Source organism: Geoanaerobacter pelophilus (assembly GCF_018476885.1).
Lineage (GTDB): Bacteria > Desulfobacterota > Desulfuromonadia > Geobacterales > DSM-12255 > Geoanaerobacter > Geoanaerobacter pelophilus.
In genome coordinates this window covers 87,835-104,207 of record NZ_JAHCVJ010000002.1, presented here as the reverse complement: position 1 = coordinate 104,207, position 16,373 = coordinate 87,835, and the positions used below count along the sequence as shown (strand labels likewise).

18 protein-coding genes, 1 tRNA gene and 1 other RNA gene are annotated in these 16,373 nt (G+C 53.5%); 18 read left to right on the top strand and 2 right to left on the bottom strand.

The genetic code is table 11. From position 1 onward, the window contains the following. Window position 1 precedes the first annotated feature (1 nt). From hisB to rpoD, 10 genes are all read left to right on the top strand, one after another. Window positions 2-589 carry an imidazoleglycerol-phosphate dehydratase HisB gene (gene hisB / locus KI809_RS05870; RefSeq protein WP_214170613.1) on the top strand — a complete coding sequence of 196 codons (588 nt, stop codon included), beginning with the start codon at window positions 2-4 and terminating at the stop codon, window positions 587-589. Then, complete coding sequence (gene hisH / locus KI809_RS05865; protein ID WP_214170612.1) at window positions 586-1,209, top strand: imidazole glycerol phosphate synthase subunit HisH; 624 nt, start codon at window positions 586-588, stop codon at window positions 1,207-1,209. The genes hisB and hisH overlap by 4 nt, the downstream gene beginning before the upstream one ends. After that, entirely contained in the window at window positions 1,206-1,943 is a 738-nt protein-coding gene (gene hisA / locus KI809_RS05860; protein WP_214170611.1) for a 1-(5-phosphoribosyl)-5-[(5-phosphoribosylamino)methylideneamino]imidazole-4-carboxamide isomerase, read from the top strand. Before hisH ends, hisA begins: the two co-directional genes overlap by 4 nt. Next, window positions 1,937-2,698, top strand: a complete 762-nt coding sequence (gene hisF, locus KI809_RS05855; RefSeq protein ID WP_214170610.1) for an imidazole glycerol phosphate synthase subunit HisF — start codon at window positions 1,937-1,939, stop codon at window positions 2,696-2,698. The genes hisA and hisF overlap by 7 nt, the downstream gene beginning before the upstream one ends. After that, the gene (locus tag KI809_RS05850) at window positions 2,695-3,027 is read left to right on the top strand and encodes a phosphoribosyl-ATP diphosphatase (RefSeq protein WP_214170609.1); all 333 of its coding nucleotides are present in this window, start codon (window positions 2,695-2,697) and stop codon (window positions 3,025-3,027) included. The genes hisF and KI809_RS05850 overlap by 4 nt, the downstream gene beginning before the upstream one ends. 125 nt (window positions 3,028-3,152) lie before the next feature. Continuing rightward, window positions 3,153-3,350, top strand: a complete 198-nt coding sequence (rpsU, locus tag KI809_RS05845; protein ID WP_041971387.1) for a 30S ribosomal protein S21 — start codon at window positions 3,153-3,155, stop codon at window positions 3,348-3,350. A gap of 5 nt (window positions 3,351-3,355) precedes the next feature. Continuing rightward, window positions 3,356-3,799 carry a GatB/YqeY domain-containing protein gene (locus KI809_RS05840; RefSeq protein WP_214170608.1) on the top strand — a complete coding sequence of 148 codons (444 nt, stop codon included), beginning with the start codon at window positions 3,356-3,358 and terminating at the stop codon, window positions 3,797-3,799. Window positions 3,800-3,897: 98 nt separating this feature from the next. After that, window positions 3,898-4,413 (top strand): CvpA family protein, encoded by a 516-nt coding sequence (locus KI809_RS05835; protein WP_214170607.1) that lies wholly within the window; start codon window positions 3,898-3,900, stop codon window positions 4,411-4,413. A gap of 56 nt (window positions 4,414-4,469) precedes the next feature. Beyond that, window positions 4,470-6,224, top strand: a complete 1,755-nt coding sequence (gene dnaG / locus KI809_RS05830; RefSeq protein ID WP_214170606.1) for a DNA primase — start codon at window positions 4,470-4,472, stop codon at window positions 6,222-6,224. 28 nt (window positions 6,225-6,252) lie between these two features. Next, a complete protein-coding gene (gene rpoD, locus KI809_RS05825; protein ID WP_214170605.1) occupies window positions 6,253-8,013 on the top strand; it encodes an RNA polymerase sigma factor RpoD in 1,761 nt (586 codons plus the stop codon). A gap of 57 nt (window positions 8,014-8,070) precedes the next feature. On the opposite strand, the gene KI809_RS05820 is transcribed toward rpoD, so the two are convergent. After that, window positions 8,071-9,141 (bottom strand): type IV pilus twitching motility protein PilT, encoded by a 1,071-nt coding sequence (locus tag KI809_RS05820; protein ID WP_214170604.1) that lies wholly within the window; start codon window positions 9,139-9,141, stop codon window positions 8,071-8,073. A gap of 41 nt (window positions 9,142-9,182) precedes the next feature. Beyond that, window positions 9,183-10,967 carry a DUF4388 domain-containing protein gene (locus KI809_RS05815; protein ID WP_214170603.1) on the bottom strand — a complete coding sequence of 595 codons (1,785 nt, stop codon included), beginning with the start codon at window positions 10,965-10,967 and terminating at the stop codon, window positions 9,183-9,185. 268 nt (window positions 10,968-11,235) lie between these two features. Here KI809_RS05815 and KI809_RS05810 point away from each other — a divergent pair, with 268 nt between their 5' ends. The 8 genes from KI809_RS05810 to rnpB all read left to right on the top strand — a co-directional run bounded on the left by KI809_RS05810 (window position 11,236) and on the right by rnpB (window position 16,373). After that, window positions 11,236-11,565: a YajD family HNH nuclease gene (locus KI809_RS05810; protein ID WP_214170602.1), complete on the top strand. Its 330-nt coding sequence runs from the start codon at window positions 11,236-11,238 to the stop codon at window positions 11,563-11,565. Between the two features lie 19 nt (window positions 11,566-11,584). Continuing rightward, window positions 11,585-12,445 carry a J domain-containing protein gene (locus KI809_RS05805; RefSeq protein WP_214170601.1) on the top strand — a complete coding sequence of 287 codons (861 nt, stop codon included), beginning with the start codon at window positions 11,585-11,587 and terminating at the stop codon, window positions 12,443-12,445. 19 nt (window positions 12,446-12,464) lie between these two features. Beyond that, window positions 12,465-12,947, top strand: coding sequence for a Cys-tRNA(Pro) deacylase (gene ybaK, locus KI809_RS05800; RefSeq protein WP_214170600.1), 483 nt, complete (start codon window positions 12,465-12,467; stop codon window positions 12,945-12,947). A gap of 10 nt (window positions 12,948-12,957) precedes the next feature. Then, on the top strand, window positions 12,958-13,785 hold the full coding sequence (locus KI809_RS05795; protein ID WP_214170599.1) for an SIR2 family NAD-dependent protein deacylase: 828 nt from the start codon (window positions 12,958-12,960) through the stop codon (window positions 13,783-13,785). Window positions 13,786-13,857: 72 nt separating this feature from the next. Beyond that, a tRNA-Ile gene (locus tag KI809_RS05790) sits at window positions 13,858-13,933 on the top strand. Between the two features lie 122 nt (window positions 13,934-14,055). Continuing rightward, window positions 14,056-15,174, top strand: coding sequence for a Nif3-like dinuclear metal center hexameric protein (locus tag KI809_RS05785; RefSeq protein ID WP_214170598.1), 1,119 nt, complete (start codon window positions 14,056-14,058; stop codon window positions 15,172-15,174). 51 nt (window positions 15,175-15,225) lie between these two features. After that, window positions 15,226-15,942, top strand: coding sequence for a zinc ribbon domain-containing protein (locus tag KI809_RS05780; protein WP_214170597.1), 717 nt, complete (start codon window positions 15,226-15,228; stop codon window positions 15,940-15,942). Window positions 15,943-15,996: 54 nt separating this feature from the next. Further along, an RNA gene (rnpB, locus tag KI809_RS05775) (RNase P RNA component class A) lies at window positions 15,997-16,373 on the top strand.

Below are 16,373 nucleotides of genomic sequence, written 5' to 3'. Positions count from 1 at the left end.
TATGTCCCGCTCAGCTTCAATTGAACGCGTTACCAAGGAAACTCGGATCAAGCTGGCTATTGATCTTGACGGAACCGGTCAGGCAAAGGTCTGTACTTCGGTGCCGTTTCTCGACCACATGCTCGACCTGTTCGCCCGCCACGGTCTCTTTGATCTGACGGTAGAGGCCCAGGGAGACATAGACATCGATTTTCACCACACCGTGGAGGATATCGGTATTGTCCTGGGGCAGGCGATCCGGGAGGCGCTGGGTGACAAGAAGGGGATCAGGCGCTACGGCCAGGCAACGGTTCCGATGGACGAGACCCTGGCAGCTGTTGCCACCGACCTGTCGGGCCGCCCTTATCTGGTCTACAATGTGCGCCTTCCCAAGGTGAAGATCGGCGAATTCGACGTGGAGCTTGCCCGTGAATTCTTCCAGGCGCTCACCAACAACCTTGCTGCCAATCTCCATCTCAATGTGATGTACGGCGACAATGTCCATCACATACTGGAGGCCTGTTTCAAGGCAACGGCACGGGCGCTGGATATGGCCACCCAGCTGGATCCACGGATTCAAGGAGTCATGTCCACCAAGGGAACCATATGATTGCGATCATCGATTACGGCATGGGTAACCTCCGTTCCGTGCAGAAGGGGTTTGAAAAGGTCGGTTTCGAGGCCGTTGTTACTGCTGATCCGAAAATGGTGCTGGAAGCTGACAAGGTAGTTCTCCCCGGTGTCGGCGCCTTCCGGGACTGCATGCACAACCTCGAGCATGGCGGTTTTGTGGAGCCGTTGCTTAAGGTGATCGGAGAGGGGCGCCCGTTCCTCGGGATCTGCCTGGGGTTGCAGCTACTCTTCACCGAGAGCGAGGAGTTTGGCCTGCACCAAGGCCTGGGGGTGATCCCTGGCCGGGTCGTTCGTTTTCCAGAGGGAATGATCGAAAATAATGAAAAACTGGCTGTGCCGCACATGGGGTGGAACCAGATCTCCTTCCACAACAGAGCGCCGGTGTTTGCCGGAATCGAGGAGGGGGCTAACGTTTATTTTGTCCACTCCTTTTACGTCAAGCCCGAGGACGAGTCAGTTGTTGCGACCACCACCACCTACGGTATCGATTTCTGCTCGGCCATCTGGAAGGACAACATCGTGGCCACGCAGTTTCACCCGGAAAAGTCCCAGCAGATCGGCCTGAAAATTCTCAAAAACTTTGGAGAGATGAAGTGATTATTATTCCAGCGATTGACTTGAAGGAAGGGAAGTGTGTCCGCCTGGAGCAGGGGCTGATGGATCGGGACACGGTTTACAGTAACAGCCCGGCGGCCCAGGCCCTTGATTGGGAGGCAAAAGGCGCAGAGCTGCTGCACATTGTCGACCTTGACGGCGCCTTTGCCGGTACCCCGCGCAACCGGAGTGCCATAGAAGCGATCGTCGCCGTGCTGAAAATTCCAACCCAACTAGGGGGCGGCATTCGTGACCTGGCAACCATCGAGGCCTATCTGGGACTGGGTATCGGGCGGGTCATCATCGGCACTGCCGCGCAGCGCAACCCGGAACTGGTCAAAGAGGCGTGCCAGAAATTTCCGGGCCGGATCGTGGTCGGCATCGACGCCAAGAACGGCATGGTTGCGGTACAGGGGTGGGCAGAGGTGACCGGCGTTACGGCAGTCGAGCTGGCGAAGAAATTCGAGGGGTTCGGCGTAGCTGCGATAATCTATACCGATATCAGCCGCGACGGCATGATGCAGGGACCCAATGTCGAGGCCACCAAGACCCTGGCTGAGGCGATCTCTATCCCGGTGATCGCTTCCGGCGGCCTGTCAACCCTTAAGGATATTGAAAACCTCATGGCTGTTGAATCTTCCGGGGTTAGTGGCGCCATTACCGGCAAGGCTATCTATTCCGGTGCCATCGACCTGGCCGAGGCGATTGCCATGACGAAGCGGGGCAAGTCATGCTGACCCGGCGCATTATCCCCTGTCTCGACGTTACCGGCGGCAGGGTGGTCAAGGGCGTGCAGTTCCTGGAACTCCGCGATGCCGGTGATCCGGTGGAGATTGCCGAGATATACGACAAACAAGGTGCTGATGAGCTGACGTTTCTCGATATCACGGCATCGAGCGACGGCAGAGACACCATGGTGGAAGTTGTGCGTAAGACGGCAGAGCGGGTGTTCATGCCGCTGACCGTCGGCGGAGGGATTCGCACGGTGGAAGATATCCGCCGGATGCTCAATGCCGGCGCCGACAAGGTCTCGATCAACACGGCGGCAGTGCATAACCCGGATTTCGTGCGCGAGGCCGCCGAGCGATTCGGTTCCCAGTGTACGGTGGTGGCGATCGATGCCCGCCGGGTGCCGGGGGAAGCTCGTTGGGAGGTCTATACCCATGGCGGCCGCAAGCCGACAGGTATAGACGCTGTCGAGTGGGCGCAAAAAATGGAAGCATTCGGTTCAGGGGAGATTCTTCTTACCAGCATGGATTGTGATGGCACCAAGGACGGCTATGATCTTCCGCTGACCCGTGCTATCGTCGATGCCGTATCCATTCCGGTCATTGCCTCCGGTGGGGTCGGCAACCTGGAGCATATCTACGACGGATTTACCAAAGCTGGCGCCAGCGCCTGCCTTGCAGCCTCGATCTTCCATTTCAGAGAGTACACCATTGGCGAGGCTAAAGAGTATCTGAAAGCTAAAGGGGTTCCGGTAAGGCTATGAGCTACGAACATGACGACATACTTCAGGCCGTGTACCGTGTTATCCTTGAGCGCAAGGCCAATCCGTCGGAGCAGTCATATACCGCTTCCCTGATCCGGAAAGGGAATGACAAGATCCTCAAAAAGCTCGGCGAAGAGGCGACGGAACTGGTCATCGCCGGCAAGGGAGGAGAGCGGGAAGAGATTGTCTATGAGGCTGCTGACCTGTTCTTCCACTCCCTGGTGCTGCTCGGTTTTCACGATATCCCTCTCGATGCCGTTTATGACGAGCTCCGGCGCCGCTTCGGTGTCTCCGGGATTGCGGAAAAACAGTCGCGGCCGATCGAGTAATTATTGAAAATTATGAATAAGTTGCTTGACATGATGGTAGCCGATAGGTAATATACCATCTCTTCATAGTACCGGCTTACCCTTATTTAATGCTAAAAATTTGCGACAGAAGGGGGGGAGTATGAATGCCGGGAATCAAGGTAAAAGAAAATGAGCCGTTTGAGGTCGTGCTGAAGAAGTTCAAGAAGCAGTGCGAGAAGGCAGGAATCCTGTCGGAAATCCGTAAACGTGAACATTTCGAAAAACCAAGCATCAAGCGGAAGAAAAAAACAATTGCTGCCCGTAAACGCGCCCTTAAAAAGCAGCGCAAAATGATGGAGTGATCCTGATGTCTTTGCGGGACAGGTTAAATGATGAAATGAAAGATGCGATGCGGGCCAAGGATGATCTGAGGCTGTCTGCCATCCGTCTTGTCCGCTCTGCTGTTAAAAACAAGGAGATTGACCAGAAGCTTGTTCTGGACGATTCCGGTATCCAAGAAGTGATTGCCTCTCTGGTCAAGCAACGCAGAGAGTCGATTCGGATGTTCGGTGAAGCCGGCAGGGTCGACCTTGTGGAAAAAGAAGAGCGGGAACTGTCGGTTCTGCTGGATTTTCTCCCTCGACAGCTTTCCAGAGAAGAGATTGTCACCCTAGTGGAAAAAGCGATCGCTGAATCCGGTGCTCAGGGTGGCAAGGACATGGGCAAGGTAATGAAGGTCTTGAAGCCGCAGGTAACGGGATGTGCTGATGGCAAGCTGGTCAGTGACGTGGTTAAAGGGCTTTTGGGCTGATTCCTGCTCAAATTTGAAATAAACTAAGAAGAGAGACTAGGTGGGGGTAGATCGTGAATGATCGCCCCTGCTTTTTCTTTTTTATGGGTTCTCACTCAATGTCCGGTTTCTCACTTCTTGACATTCTTATCTGGGGTGTCCTTGCAGCGTGTGCTGTCAAGGGGTTCATGAAGGGGCTTGTCAGAGAGGTTTGCGCTCTGCTCGGCGTGGTTGCCGGCGCATGGGCGGCATTCACCTACTACGGGTATGTTGCAACTGCACTGTCTGGATTGATAAGGCTGCCCAGACTGGTAGCAATACCCATCTCCTTTGTTCTTATCTATGCTGTTCTTGGGCTGCTCTTCTTTTTTGCCGGTCACCTGTTGACTACAATTTTCAAGGTCATGCTGCTCGGCTGGCTCAATCGTTTCGGAGGGATACTTTTCGGTCTTATGCAGGGAGCTTTCCTGATCTGTATCGCCCTGGCGATATTGATAAATGGACCTGCTCCCGCGAAACTGAAAGGCTATATCCAGTCATCTCCTACGGCGCGCGCCTTTTGCAAGGCCGGAATAGACATGATTGATGGTTGGCGGGGTTCAAAGCGTGAAGAAAACAAGGTGAGGCGTTCCTGAGGCTGCTAAAACTTGCATAGTCTTGATGGTATGCCCTTCACTGGAGGTCGTCATCCATGATACCCGAGGAAACAGTTCGTGAGATTCGGGAGAGGGTGACAATTCTTGATGTTGTCTCCGACTATGTAAGTCTCAAAAAGGCTGGAGCGAATTATCAGGGGCTGTGCCCTTTTCACGGCGAGAAAACGCCATCATTCAATGTAAACCCCGGCCGGGGAATTTTTCACTGCTTTGGCTGCGGGGCCGGCGGCAATGCTTTCAGTTTCATCATGCGCATTGAGGGGATTAGCTTCCCCGAAGCGGTCAAGCACCTTGCAAAGAAGGCAGGGGTTGCTATTGATGAGCGGCCCCTTTCGCGAGCGGAGCAGACGCGAAAGGACGAAAAAGAGGAATTTTTCAGGATTGCAGAGATTGCCTCCGGCTTTTATCACGAGATTCTCGTGTCGGGTGAGTCTGGAGAGTCCTGCAGAAGTTACCTCAAGCAGCGAGGAGTGGATCCGGCAACGGTCGAAGCCTACCGGCTAGGCTTTGCTCCGGAAAAGTGGGACTCGTTGTGCCGGTACCTTGAGCGGCGCAAAATAGACCTGGCCAAGGCTGAGAAACTCGGACTTGTGCGCCAGAGGGAAAGCGGCGGCTATTACGACACGTTCCGTAACCGCTTGCTCTTTACTATTTCCGACCTGCATGGTCGACCGGTCGCTTTTGGCGGCAGAGTGCTTGACGATTCGCTGCCCAAATACATCAATTCGCCTGAGTCACCCATCTACCACAAGGGAGACATCCTTTTCGGCCTTGACCTTGCCAAGCAGGCCATAAGGGAGAAGAAAGTTGCGATCGTCGTAGAAGGCTATTTCGATCACCTCTCGATGTACCAGGCAGGGATCAGAGAGGTTGTCGCCACTTGCGGGACAGCCCTGACATCGGACCAGGTCAAGCTGCTCCATCGCTATGCCGGCCAGCTCTACATCCTGTTTGATTCAGACGGTGCCGGTCAGAAGGCAACGGTCAGGGCAATGGATATGTTGCTGCCTGAAGGAATACCGGCTTCAGTAATCGAACTGCCGGCAGGCGACGATCCCGACAGCTTTGTGAAGCGCGAAGGCGCAGAAGGGTTGCTAACCCGGATGCAAAAGTCGCGATCGGTGCTCGATTATTTTTTCAGGTTGTTGCTGAATAGCCGGCAGGCAGGAACCATCGAAGGGAAGCGTCAGATTCTGGACGAATTGCTGCCGCGGCTGCGCTTGCTGGAAGATCGCATGCAGCGGAAGCTGTATGTAACGGAAATAGCTCGGGTGCTTGGGGTCGATGAGGCGGAGCTCAAACTCATGGCCGGGGTTTCCGGCACGGAGCGCCAGTTAAGGCCAACGCCGCAGAAGGCGCGCCAGAATTGCGGTACCAGTCCTGCTGAAATGCTGTTGCTGCTGATGGGGACATTCCCTGAATTGGCGCAGCTAGGCGACGAGCGCAAGGTTGTCAGGCTGCTGCCGCATCATTTTCAGGCGATTGCCGACCGTCTCATAACTGAAAGCAAACAACAAGGCAGCGTTGATCTGGGTCATCTCTTTGAAAGAAGCGATAGCCACGAGAGTGTACAGCAACTTGCCTCTCTATTTGTCAACGATGCGCAGTTGCAGGGGATCGATCCACAGAAGGCATTTGACCAGTGTTGTGCTTCGCTTGAGCGCAGTCCGCTGAAAGATTTGAAAGAGCTGGCGCGGGAGTTGGCGCGGACTGAGCAGGATTCGGAGCGCTATCTGGAGCTGCTGAAAGAAATCGAGACCTTGCGAAATAAGAAATCGCAATTATTATAGAAGTTATCGTCATACGTTCGAGGTAGGCATGGCCAAGAAGAGCATGGAAGAAGTCAAGCAGCTGATAGACTTGGGTAAGGAGAAGGGTTTTCTTACTTATGACGAGGTCAATGACCTCTTGCCACCAGACATCGTGTCTTCAGAACAGATAGATGACGTCATGAGCATGTTCGGCGAAATGGATATTGAAATCGTCGACTCGGTTCAGAAGGTCAAGATACCTAAAGTGAAGATGGACCTGGAGGAAGATGAAGAGCTCGAAGGGGAGCAGGAAGAGCAGGAGTTTGAACCAGGCGCTTTGGGGAGAACCAGCGATCCGGTTCGGATGTACCTGAGGGAAATGGGCTCGGTCTCGCTTCTCACCCGGGAAGGCGAGGTTGAGATCGCCAAGCGGATCGAGGATGGCGAGCGCGATGTAGCCAGCGTTATCCTCAATACCCCGATTACCGTAAAAGAGATCCTCTCCCTTGGTGACAAATTGAGCAAGGGGCAGATTCTCCCTGCCGAGATCAGTAAAGAGGTTGAGGAGGAGGAGCTTGAGGAAGACGAGGAAGATGTCAACCAGATCAGGCTGCTTTCGATTATCGAAGAGATAAGGGCGCTCGATGTCCAGATGGAGGAGCTTGCTCTGCAACTGGATGGAACTCTGCCGGCAGCAACCCGCACGAAACTGCTGGCCGAGCAGCAAGGCCACAAGCAGAAGCTCGCTGAGCTGGTACGGTCATTGCGCATGCGGGATCGTCATATTGAAAAGATCGCGCACCGGCTCAAGGAACTTGCTATAAAGGTAGATTTAGTTACCCGCGAAATCTCCGAAATTGAACGTGAAGCCGGTGGTGTTGCTGCGGATGAGCTCGACAAGCTCTTTGAAAAGATGTCAAAAAGCGCTGACGCCGAAAAGAAGGGGCTGAAAAAGCTCGGAATGACGCTTGAAGATTCCCAGAAGCTGGAAAAGAGACTCAAGGGCGTTGAACGGAAGCTGAAAAAGGTGGAGCAGGAGTCAGGGTTCCATGCCAGTGAACTGGCCAGCGCCATCAAGGCTATCGATCAGGGTGAGCGCAAGGCGAAATTCGCCAAATCGGAGCTGGTGGAAGCCAACCTACGACTGGTTGTCTCCATTGCCAAGAAGTACACCAACCGCGGACTCCAGTTCCTCGACCTGATCCAGGAGGGCAACATCGGCCTGATGAAGGCAGTGGACAAGTTCGAGTATCAGCGCGGTTACAAGTTCTCAACATATGCCACCTGGTGGATCAGACAGGCAATCACCCGCGCCATTGCCGATCAGGCCCGGACCATCCGGATTCCGGTCCATATGATCGAGACGATCAACAAGCTTATCCGCACCAGTCGGCAGCTCGTGCAGGAGATCGGTCGAGAGCCGTCGCCGGAAGAGATTGCCGAGAGGATGAACCTGCCACTGGATAAGGTGCGCAAGGTACTGAAGATTGCCAAGGAACCGATCTCACTTGAAACGCCAATCGGTGAGGAGGAGGATTCTCACCTTGGTGATTTCATCGAGGACAAGGGCGTTGTTTCCCCTCTGGAAGCTGTCATTAAGGCCAATCTCTCGGAGCAGACGGCACGGGTTCTTTCAACATTGACCCCTCGTGAGGAAAAAGTGCTTCGGATGCGCTTTGGTATCGGCGAGAAGAGCGATCATACCCTGGAAGAGGTTGGTCAGGACTTTGAGGTTACCCGCGAGAGGATCAGGCAGATAGAGGCCAAGGCGCTTCGCAAGCTGAGGCATCCCAGCCGGGCAAAGAAGCTGAAGAGTTTTGTTGAATAGTAGAAAAAAGGCCGTCCCATAGAAATGGGGCGGCCTTTTTGATTTGCAGGTAAATGGTTATTGCTCGAAAACCAGTTTTCTTTCAAAGTCCATGGAATGCGAGATCCGCTTGGCGTCTTCCATGGTAATCAAGTCCTGCTTGTAAAGCTGCAGCAGGTGCTGGTCTAGTGTCTGCATGTGGTATAACGATTGTCCGTTTTCGATATGCTTCTCGATCTCGTCGAGCCGCCCCTCCCTGATGCACGCTTGAATAGTCGTTGTAGACCGCATGATTTCGACTACCGGCAGGATGTTTTCTCCGCTCTTGTCCTTGACGAGGCGGAGGGATACGGTTGCGACGAGGATATCTGCCAGTCTCTGGCGGATTATCTCTTGTCCTTCTGGCGGGAAATGTCCGAGCATCCGGTTAATGGTTGATACGGCGCTTTGAGTATGAAGTGTCGATAACACCAGGTGCCCGGTTTCGGCGGTCTTGATGCACGCTTCAATGGTCTCTTTGTCCCGCATTTCTCCAACCATTATCACATCGGGGTCCATGCGCAGCACCCCTTTAAGGGCAGCATTAAAACTCTCGGTGTCAATCCCCACCTCACGCTGGATGATGCAGCTCTTCTGCGAAGTGAAGAGAAATTCTATCGGGTCTTCTATGGTGACGATGTTGTAGTTGCAGCTTTCGTTGATGAACCTGATCATCGAAGCAAGGGTTGTCGATTTGCCATTACCGGTAGGACCCGTTACCAGGATCAGGCCGTTTGGAGCTTTGACGATCTCACCGAGGACTGGTGGGAGGTGCAGTTCATCGAAACTGCCGATGTGAGGTGGAATGACCCGCATCACTATTCCGTACTTGTTGCGTTGCCGGAATATGCTTACCCTGAAGCGCCCACCGCTGGGGAGAGAGTAGGAGGCGTCAATCTCTTTGAAATCGCTGGTAAGAGTGCGACCGTTATGTTCGAGAATCCGTGACGCGATGAATTCGGTGTCTTTGTCAGTCAGGTTCGGCAGTTTTGAGCGGATCAGTTGGCCCCTGCCCCTGAAAATGGGTGGATTGTCCACTTCAAAATGGACATCGGAGACCTTCTTCTGAAAAGCGATATCGAGAATTTGCAGCAAAGTGTTAGCATCCATGGCAGAACTTTCCCTTTTTTAGTGTGCCGGCAGCATGAGGGTCAAGAGGTCTTTGCAAACTTTTTGCGGTACAGGGTATTTTCCAGGACCAGACCGGCATGATGCGCCAGAATTTCCAGTAATTCGATCTGAACAGGCGAGCCCGGCTTATTGCCAAAATCGCCGTAAATCAGGGCAACGCACCGCCCCATGCTGCTGACCGGAATCAGAACTATAGTCGAGCTGTCAGGCGCCCCGATCTGCTTATGCAAATCGGCGGTGATGCTTTCGTCCTTGGTGTCTCCATGGTAGAGCTGTCCATTTTCGATGACCGTTTTGAACAGTGACTGCTCGCCGATAGGTATTCTGAACATCATGGGGGGGGATGCCCCTTCGCCTTTGTCTCTGTGGATCCCGATTCCTCTTTCTGCAATAAGCTCGGATTTTCCGACAACAAATGTCATGGACCGTTCAAAGATTGCTGCAGTGAATTTCAGGATAACAAATGAAACTTCAGGCGCTTCCTGCAAGGCGTCGAGTTCAAAGATGCACTCCCGAAGCTGCTTGATCGCCTTGTGCTCAGGGGTTAAAAAGGTTGTGCTGAGGTATACCCTGAGAGTTTCGAGCAAACTGATAATTTCTTCGGCAAAGTCTTCATTCGGATTTCTTTTGTCCGGCCATGGGAGCAACAACCTGACGCCCCACTGTAACGCCTGCAGAGAAAAGTGTCCATTGTGAGATGAGATCATCTGGATGATGGCAATCTGCGGGTATTTCATCCGTTTCCGGAGCAACAGCTCCATGATAGCGTTAGCTGAAAACAGCGGGTCATTGCTTGAGGGAGGATCGATAACAAGTACCGGAGTCAGCTCCCGAGCTATGGCCTTGTCTATTATGTGATCAAGGGTTTCTGCTTCGTCAGTTGAGAACACAAGATACCCTTCATGCCGCGCAAGGGTCGTGATGATGTGGCGTAACAGTTCATTCCGGGTGAAAAGAATTACCGCAATCGGGGTGGTGTATAAGGAGTCATCCTCCTTGACGTTTCCTGACAGGTTGGCCAGGAGGGTATAGATTTTCTCCTGTTGGTCTTCGGGAATGCCGGCAAGTTCAGCACTTATTGCTTTCTTGTGTACGTCAGAGGGATCGACTTCATTTTTTGCTATGATCTCCTTCACTCCTAAAAAAACATCCGGAATGGTTCGGTCCAGGTTGTCAAGATCGTCAAGTCCGAGCAGGTCGGCGGTAATCTCCGGAGCTTCCCAGTTGCTGTCAAAGCCTTCAATCGGAATATCCATTGCAGCAAAGGTTTCCGGAGTCAGGGTGCCGTCGCGCATTTTTTCATCATAGATGCGCAGGGCATCCATCAGGACGCTTTGAGTATTTAGGCAGATGTCCTGTTGCAGTTTTTCCGGGAAATACCGGTATTCGTCAGATACGGTAATCTTGTCTATGTCCAGTTCGAAGGTGCCGCTTGTCCAGGTAAGCACTTCAACGATGGTCATCTCAATGAGGTTTTCCAGTCCTTTATATGCAACATCCTTGTCGATCCGGCCTCCTTCGATAAGGGTTGCGACCAAAGGTTTTCTGTTCGCTCCGGCATTGAACTGCTCCGCAAGGGACTCCTCAAGTTCGGCTTGGGTTATGGCCCCCATGTCGACCAAGACCTGGCCGATACGGACGCTGTTGTTGACATGGTTGGCCCCCACGATATAACCGTCGACAAAAACCAGCTGGCTTTCGCCCTTGCCGCTTTTGACGCAGAGCGTCCCTGATTTCCTGGTGGAGTTGAGCAGTTGTATGACATCAACTATGGGTAGATGCTCCAGTTCACCGACAAAGGACATCTCTAAATCCTCTCCTGTTGGGCTTGGTCCGGTTTCAGCGTTACTTCATGTGCCACAGCCGCGGCGATGCCGAGGTGACGGCGATTACATCGTTCCATGTTATAACATAGCAGCTGGCCGGCTGCTTTCAACCGATAAACAAAAAAAGATGTTTTATCGCAGCTTGGAGAAGGTGTAGCGCTGTGCTTGGTACAATCTGACATCTTGACAGTTATCAGTGGCCGGGGTAGCTTTGGGATACCGGACTTTTAATGGAGGGTGCTTTGCCATGCCGCGTTCGTTTGGACCAAGAAGGCCTAAGTCTGTGCCTGCTGCCAGCCAGGAAGAGCTTGATAATCTGGTGCGCTTGCTAAAGGCGGACAAGGCCGGGCCTGAAAATTATCGTGAACGTTCGCTGAAGCTGCACGGCTGGATCTGTGCCAAGTGCGGCAGAGAGTTTGATGAGTCGAACCTTCATTTGCTGACAGTTCATCATAGGGACGGCAATCACCATTACAACCCGGCAGATGGCAGTAACTGGGAAAACCTGTGTGTCTATTGTCATGATGATGAGCATAGCCGGATGCAACTTGGCGATTACCTGCAGAAGAAGACCTGATTCGATGGGTTGAAGCCGCATGACTGATATTAAGACAATAAAATGGGCCTATGCTACTCTGGGCATCTCTTTCGGGGCCACGGGGAAAGAGGCAAAACAGGCCTATCGGGAACTGGTCATGGTTTGGCACCCGGATCGTTTTCAGAATGATGCCCGGTTACAGCACCGGGCTTTGGAGATGTTGAAGAATATAAACGAGGCCTATGAACTTGTCAGAGCTGAGATCGCGAAGGGAGTGAACAGTCATCCCGGCGATTATGCAGAGTTTTCGGGGGCACCGGTTTTGCAGCCTCAGGAACCTCAGGGCTCCCCGTGCTCAGATAATGCCGGCCCCGCATTGCGCAAAAATGCTGCTCACTTCGACTATCTTGGCGGTCATGTTCTCCAGATGTTCACTGCCTGGCAGAATCTGGTCTTTCTCTCTTTTGTCGTCATCGTCATGGGCATGTCAACTGCACGGTTTGGTTCTATGTTGTCCGGTGCCGGTTATGCGCTGGAGCTGCTCGCTTTGCCGACAATCTTTGCAATCGCTTGTAATGTGTCCCGGCTCAGATCGAACAAGACAACGTGGGCTGCGTACGTTGCGATTGTCTGCGTATCTGCTGTCATCGTCATGATCGACTCTATCGCCTATAGAAACGAAGCAAAAGAGGCCGCGTTTTATGGCAGCACTCCGCCGGGTGATGCCGCTGGTAGCGCAGGAGTCTACCGGGGGGGGCTGCCCGGGTCTTACCCCGGAGAAGCTCTCTCTGTCGGTCCATCAAAGGTCCCGTCCGGGCCAGTGTCACCGCGATCCCCTTATGTGGAGGCGCCGTCAGCTCCTGTTGTCCCCGAAGCTCCGGCTGCTCCGGTGGCGCCTATGGCAGCGCCGGCACGATAGTAGAAATTCGAGGTATGGAATGGCAAAAGATAAGTCCCCGGTGACACCGGCAGTGCGCATGCTCAGACAAGCCGGGATTCAGTTCACTGATCACCTCTATGCTTATGAGGAAAAGGGTGGCACTGCTGTCTCGGCCCGCGAACTGGGCGTTGATGAGCATAGTGTCATCAAGACTCTGATCATGGAGGATGAGCTGAAGAACCCTCTTGTGGTCCTGATGCATGGTGATCGCCAAGTTTCCACAAAAGAGTTGGCCCGACTGGTTGGGGTCAAGATGATTGCTCCGTGTGCTCCTGATACGGCAAACCGTCACAGCGGCTACATGGTTGGAGGAACCTCCCCCTTTGGCACCAGAAAACAGATGCCGGTTTACCTGGAGGAGACAATAATGGCCCTGCCGCGCATCTACCTTAACGGGGGGAAGCGCGGCTACCTGGTAGGTCTTGATCCCAGGGATGTGGCGCGCCTGCTTGCCCCGGTTATGGTCAGGGTGGCGATCTGAAGGAGAGTGCATGGACGAGGTGATACGACTTGCTGCAAAAGCGCTGCAGGGTGCGCAGTCTCTGGTAATTACCGCCGGCGCGGGAATGGGCGTTGACTCCGGTCTTCCTGATTTTCGCGGTGATCGCGGTTTCTGGAACGCCTACCCGATGTATGAGCGCTTGGGTCTCAGCTTTGTTGATGCCGCAAATCCGGAACATTTTCAGCGGGACCCTGCCTTTGGCTGGGGGTTTTATGGCCACCGGACCAACCTCTACCGCGATACGATTCCCCATGACGGCTTTGCCATTCTCCAGGGTTGGATTGAGCGGTTTGCCATGGCATCGTTTATCGTTACTTCCAACGTGGATGGTCAGTTTCAAAAAGCAGGGTTTGCTGATGCCTCAATTCTGGAAGTTCATGGCTCAATACATCATCTACAGTGCCTTGAACCTTGTTCTGAGGCTATCTGGGACAACCGGGAGTCGATAAAAGTCGATTCAGCAACCATGCGGGCGCTCAATATTCCGAAATGCCTTAATTGCCAAGGCGTCGCTCGGCCAAATATTCTTATGTTCGGCGATTTTTCCTGGCTTTCTGCGAGAACCAGGAGTCAAGAGCGCTGCTTTGACGAATTTGTCATTGATCATCGTGCGGCACCGATGGTTGTCATTGAACTGGGTGCTGGGACGGCAATCCCGACAATTCGTGCGACAAGTGAACGATTGGGGCGGTACTGCGGAGCAACCGTCATCAGGATCAATCCCCGTGAGGCACAGATTGAGAAACCCCATCTTTCGATTCCGTTCGGGGCGCTTGCCGCCTTGAAATTGATAGACTCCGCCATCGCAACATCTTGAAAACTGCAAGAAAAAGATTGAAAAGTGCTTGACACTGCCTTAGCTGTCGCCTAATATACACTTTCGCTTTGCGGGCCTATAGCTCAGTTGGTAGAGCTACCGGCTCATAACCGGTCGGTCCCAGGTTCGAATCCTGGTGGGCCCACCATTCATTAACTCTCGGAAAGCAGAGGGGAAGCCCATAAAGCGCAAGAGTTGTCAAAATGCCTGCGAGCCAGGGAATGAAAAGAGTGCACACCTTCCGGTTGCACTCTTTTTCTTTGTGAGGCCATGAATACGCCGCGCGTCTCTGATGTTGTTGGAATTATTAATAAAATAGCGCCGTTGCGTTTTGCGGAAGGGTGGGACAACCCTGGTCTGCAGGTCGGCAACAATGCTGCGCCAGTAGAGCGCATCATGATCGCTCTCGATGCCAGCGAGGGCTCTGTGGAAGCGGCAATTGCCCATAACTGCACGTTGCTGCTCACGCACCACCCGCTACTGTTTAAACCGCTGAAGCGGGTAAGCCGTGAGGATGCCGATGGCGCTATCGTCTTCCGGGCAATTGAGGGCGGGCTCGCGATCGTCGCCTTACACACCAATTATGATATTGCCACGGGAGGGGTTAATGACCTTCTGGCAGAGCGGCTCGGGCTTGAACAAACCGTTCCGCTCCAGGTAACCGCCAGGGATGAGCTTGTCAAGTTAGGGGTTTTTGTGCCAGTGGGGCATGAAGATCGTGTTCTGCAGGTTCTTTCCCCTTTCAGTGAACAGCTTGGCAACTATTCGGATTGCACTTTTCGCATCGCGGGAACCGGTACCTTCAGGCCTCTTGCCGGGGCCAGACCGTTCCTTGGCAAAGAGGGTGAGCTTGCTTCGGTTGAGGAGTCGCGGATTGAACTGATGCTCCGGAGCGATCAGGTTAATGCCGCAGTAAGCGCCTTGAAGCGGGTTCATCCCTACGAGGAGCCAGCTTTTGATCTTTTTAAACTGAGTAATTGCGGTAAAAGCTTCGGGCTGGGGCGTATCGGTGAATTGCCGGAGCAGGTAGCCCTTTATGACTTCGCCCAGCAGGTAAAAGAGCGCCTGGAGACCCCTGCGCTGCGTTTTGTCGGTGATGGAAAACGAAAAATCAAGCGAGTGGCAATTTGCGGGGGGAGCGGGGTGTCCCTGCTGAATGCTGCCCGGTTTAAGGGCGCAGATGTCCTTGTCACCGGTGATGTGAAATATCATGAGGCCCGTGATGCTGAGGCGCATGGTATCGCCCTTGTCGATGCCGGTCATTTTGCCACTGAGCGGATAATGGTATCAGGTCTGGCAGAGCGTTTGGGGCAGGAACTCTCTATTCTCGGTTTTAAGGCTGAACTTGTAACATATAATGGTGAAAAAGAGCCGTTTTCGTACGTTTAATTCCGGTTTTGCGGTTGCCATATTCCAAGTAGGTTGAAAGGGGTGCAGGCGGTGAAGAAAAATTTGGAGACGCTTTACGAGCTACAAGAGATTGATCTCAAGCTTGATGGGATCGAGGGAGTCAGGAATTCTTTGTTGGCAGAAATTGACACCCTTGATCAGAAGGTGGCCGAGGCTCGCCAGGAATTGCTTGCCAGAGAGGAGAGTTGTGCCTCCTTGGATGCCGAAAAGGAAGGGTTGGAGGTGACATTGGCGACGGAGGCGGAAAATATCGCTCGTTCTGAAGCCCGCCTCAAGGAGATCAAGACCCAAAAAGAGTATCTTGCTGTTTCAAAAGAGATTACTGCCGCTCGCAAGATGAAGACTGAGCTTGAGGAGCAGTTGCTGCAGAAGATCTCTCTGGCAGATGAGCTGAAGGGGGAGATTGCCGAGCGTAAAAGCAATCTTGACGCTCTTGAAGGGAATATCGCGGCACAAAAAGCAGAAGTTCAAGTTAAGGTTGATGCCCTTGAACGCGATATTACCGTAGATCAGACCTCACGAGACGAGAAAATGAAGACTCTGCCTCCGGCAGTAGTTAAGCGCTATGCCCAGCTGCGCAAGATGCGCAGAGGGTTGGCAGTGGTTGAGGCTCGCGACGGCAGTTGTCTGGGGTGTAACATCAACCTTCCGCCTCAACTTTACAATACCCTTTTTCGCGGCGATGAGCTGATTACCTGTCCGCACTGCCAGAGAATGGTGGTATATCGTCAGCCGCAGCAGGGGTAACGGCTCTAGTGTCAGGCCGCAGCTGATTTTTTGCTGTGGCTGTCAGCTTTGGTCGAAGCAGAACAGATGATCGCCGCCTCTTAGAGGGGGAGGAAAGTCCGGGCTCCATAGGGCGTGGTGCTGGATAACGTCCAGCGGGGGTGACCCCAGGGAAAGTGCCACAGAGAGAAGTCCGCCTGCCGAAGCCTCGGCAAAGGCAGGTAAGGGTGAAAGGGTGAGGTAAGAGCTCACCGGGTCTGCCGGTGACGGTGGATGCCAGGTAAACCCCACCAGGAGCAAGGCCAAATAGGGGAGCGTTAAGGGCGGCCCGCCCGTGCTTCCGGGTTGGCTGCTGGAGGCCGTCGGTAACGGCGGTCCTAGATGAATGATCATCGTTGCTTCGTGGGTAACCATGAGGCGGAACAGAACCCGGCTTACGGTCTGCTTCGGCC

Bases quoted from the DNA above. Each gene is read 5' to 3' on its own strand.
- KI809_RS05820 (WP_214170604.1), bottom strand. From the start codon at position 9,141: ATGGATGCTAACACTTTGCTGCAAATTCTCGATATCGCTTTTCAGAAG.
- KI809_RS05795 (WP_214170599.1), top strand. From the start codon at position 12,958: ATGGACGAGGTGATACGACTTGCTGCAAAAGCGCTGCAGGGTGCGCAG.
- ybaK (WP_214170600.1), top strand. From the start codon at position 12,465: ATGGCAAAAGATAAGTCCCCGGTGACACCGGCAGTGCGCATGCTCAGA.
- hisF (WP_214170610.1), top strand. From the start codon at position 1,937: ATGCTGACCCGGCGCATTATCCCCTGTCTCGACGTTACCGGCGGCAGG.
- rpsU (WP_041971387.1), top strand. From the start codon at position 3,153: ATGCCGGGAATCAAGGTAAAAGAAAATGAGCCGTTTGAGGTCGTGCTG.
- KI809_RS05815 (WP_214170603.1), bottom strand. From the start codon at position 10,967: ATGTCCTTTGTCGGTGAACTGGAGCATCTACCCATAGTTGATGTCATA.
- KI809_RS05805 (WP_214170601.1), top strand. From the start codon at position 11,585: ATGACTGATATTAAGACAATAAAATGGGCCTATGCTACTCTGGGCATC.
- KI809_RS05785 (WP_214170598.1), top strand. From the start codon at position 14,056: ATGAATACGCCGCGCGTCTCTGATGTTGTTGGAATTATTAATAAAATA.
- KI809_RS05840 (WP_214170608.1), top strand. From the start codon at position 3,356: ATGTCTTTGCGGGACAGGTTAAATGATGAAATGAAAGATGCGATGCGG.
- KI809_RS05810 (WP_214170602.1), top strand. From the start codon at position 11,236: ATGCCGCGTTCGTTTGGACCAAGAAGGCCTAAGTCTGTGCCTGCTGCC.
- hisH (WP_214170612.1), top strand. From the start codon at position 586: ATGATTGCGATCATCGATTACGGCATGGGTAACCTCCGTTCCGTGCAG.
- rpoD (WP_214170605.1), top strand. From the start codon at position 6,253: ATGGCCAAGAAGAGCATGGAAGAAGTCAAGCAGCTGATAGACTTGGGT.
- KI809_RS05850 (WP_214170609.1), top strand. From the start codon at position 2,695: ATGAGCTACGAACATGACGACATACTTCAGGCCGTGTACCGTGTTATC.
- dnaG (WP_214170606.1), top strand. From the start codon at position 4,470: ATGATACCCGAGGAAACAGTTCGTGAGATTCGGGAGAGGGTGACAATT.
- hisB (WP_214170613.1), top strand. From the start codon at position 2: ATGTCCCGCTCAGCTTCAATTGAACGCGTTACCAAGGAAACTCGGATC.
- KI809_RS05835 (WP_214170607.1), top strand. From the start codon at position 3,898: ATGTCCGGTTTCTCACTTCTTGACATTCTTATCTGGGGTGTCCTTGCA.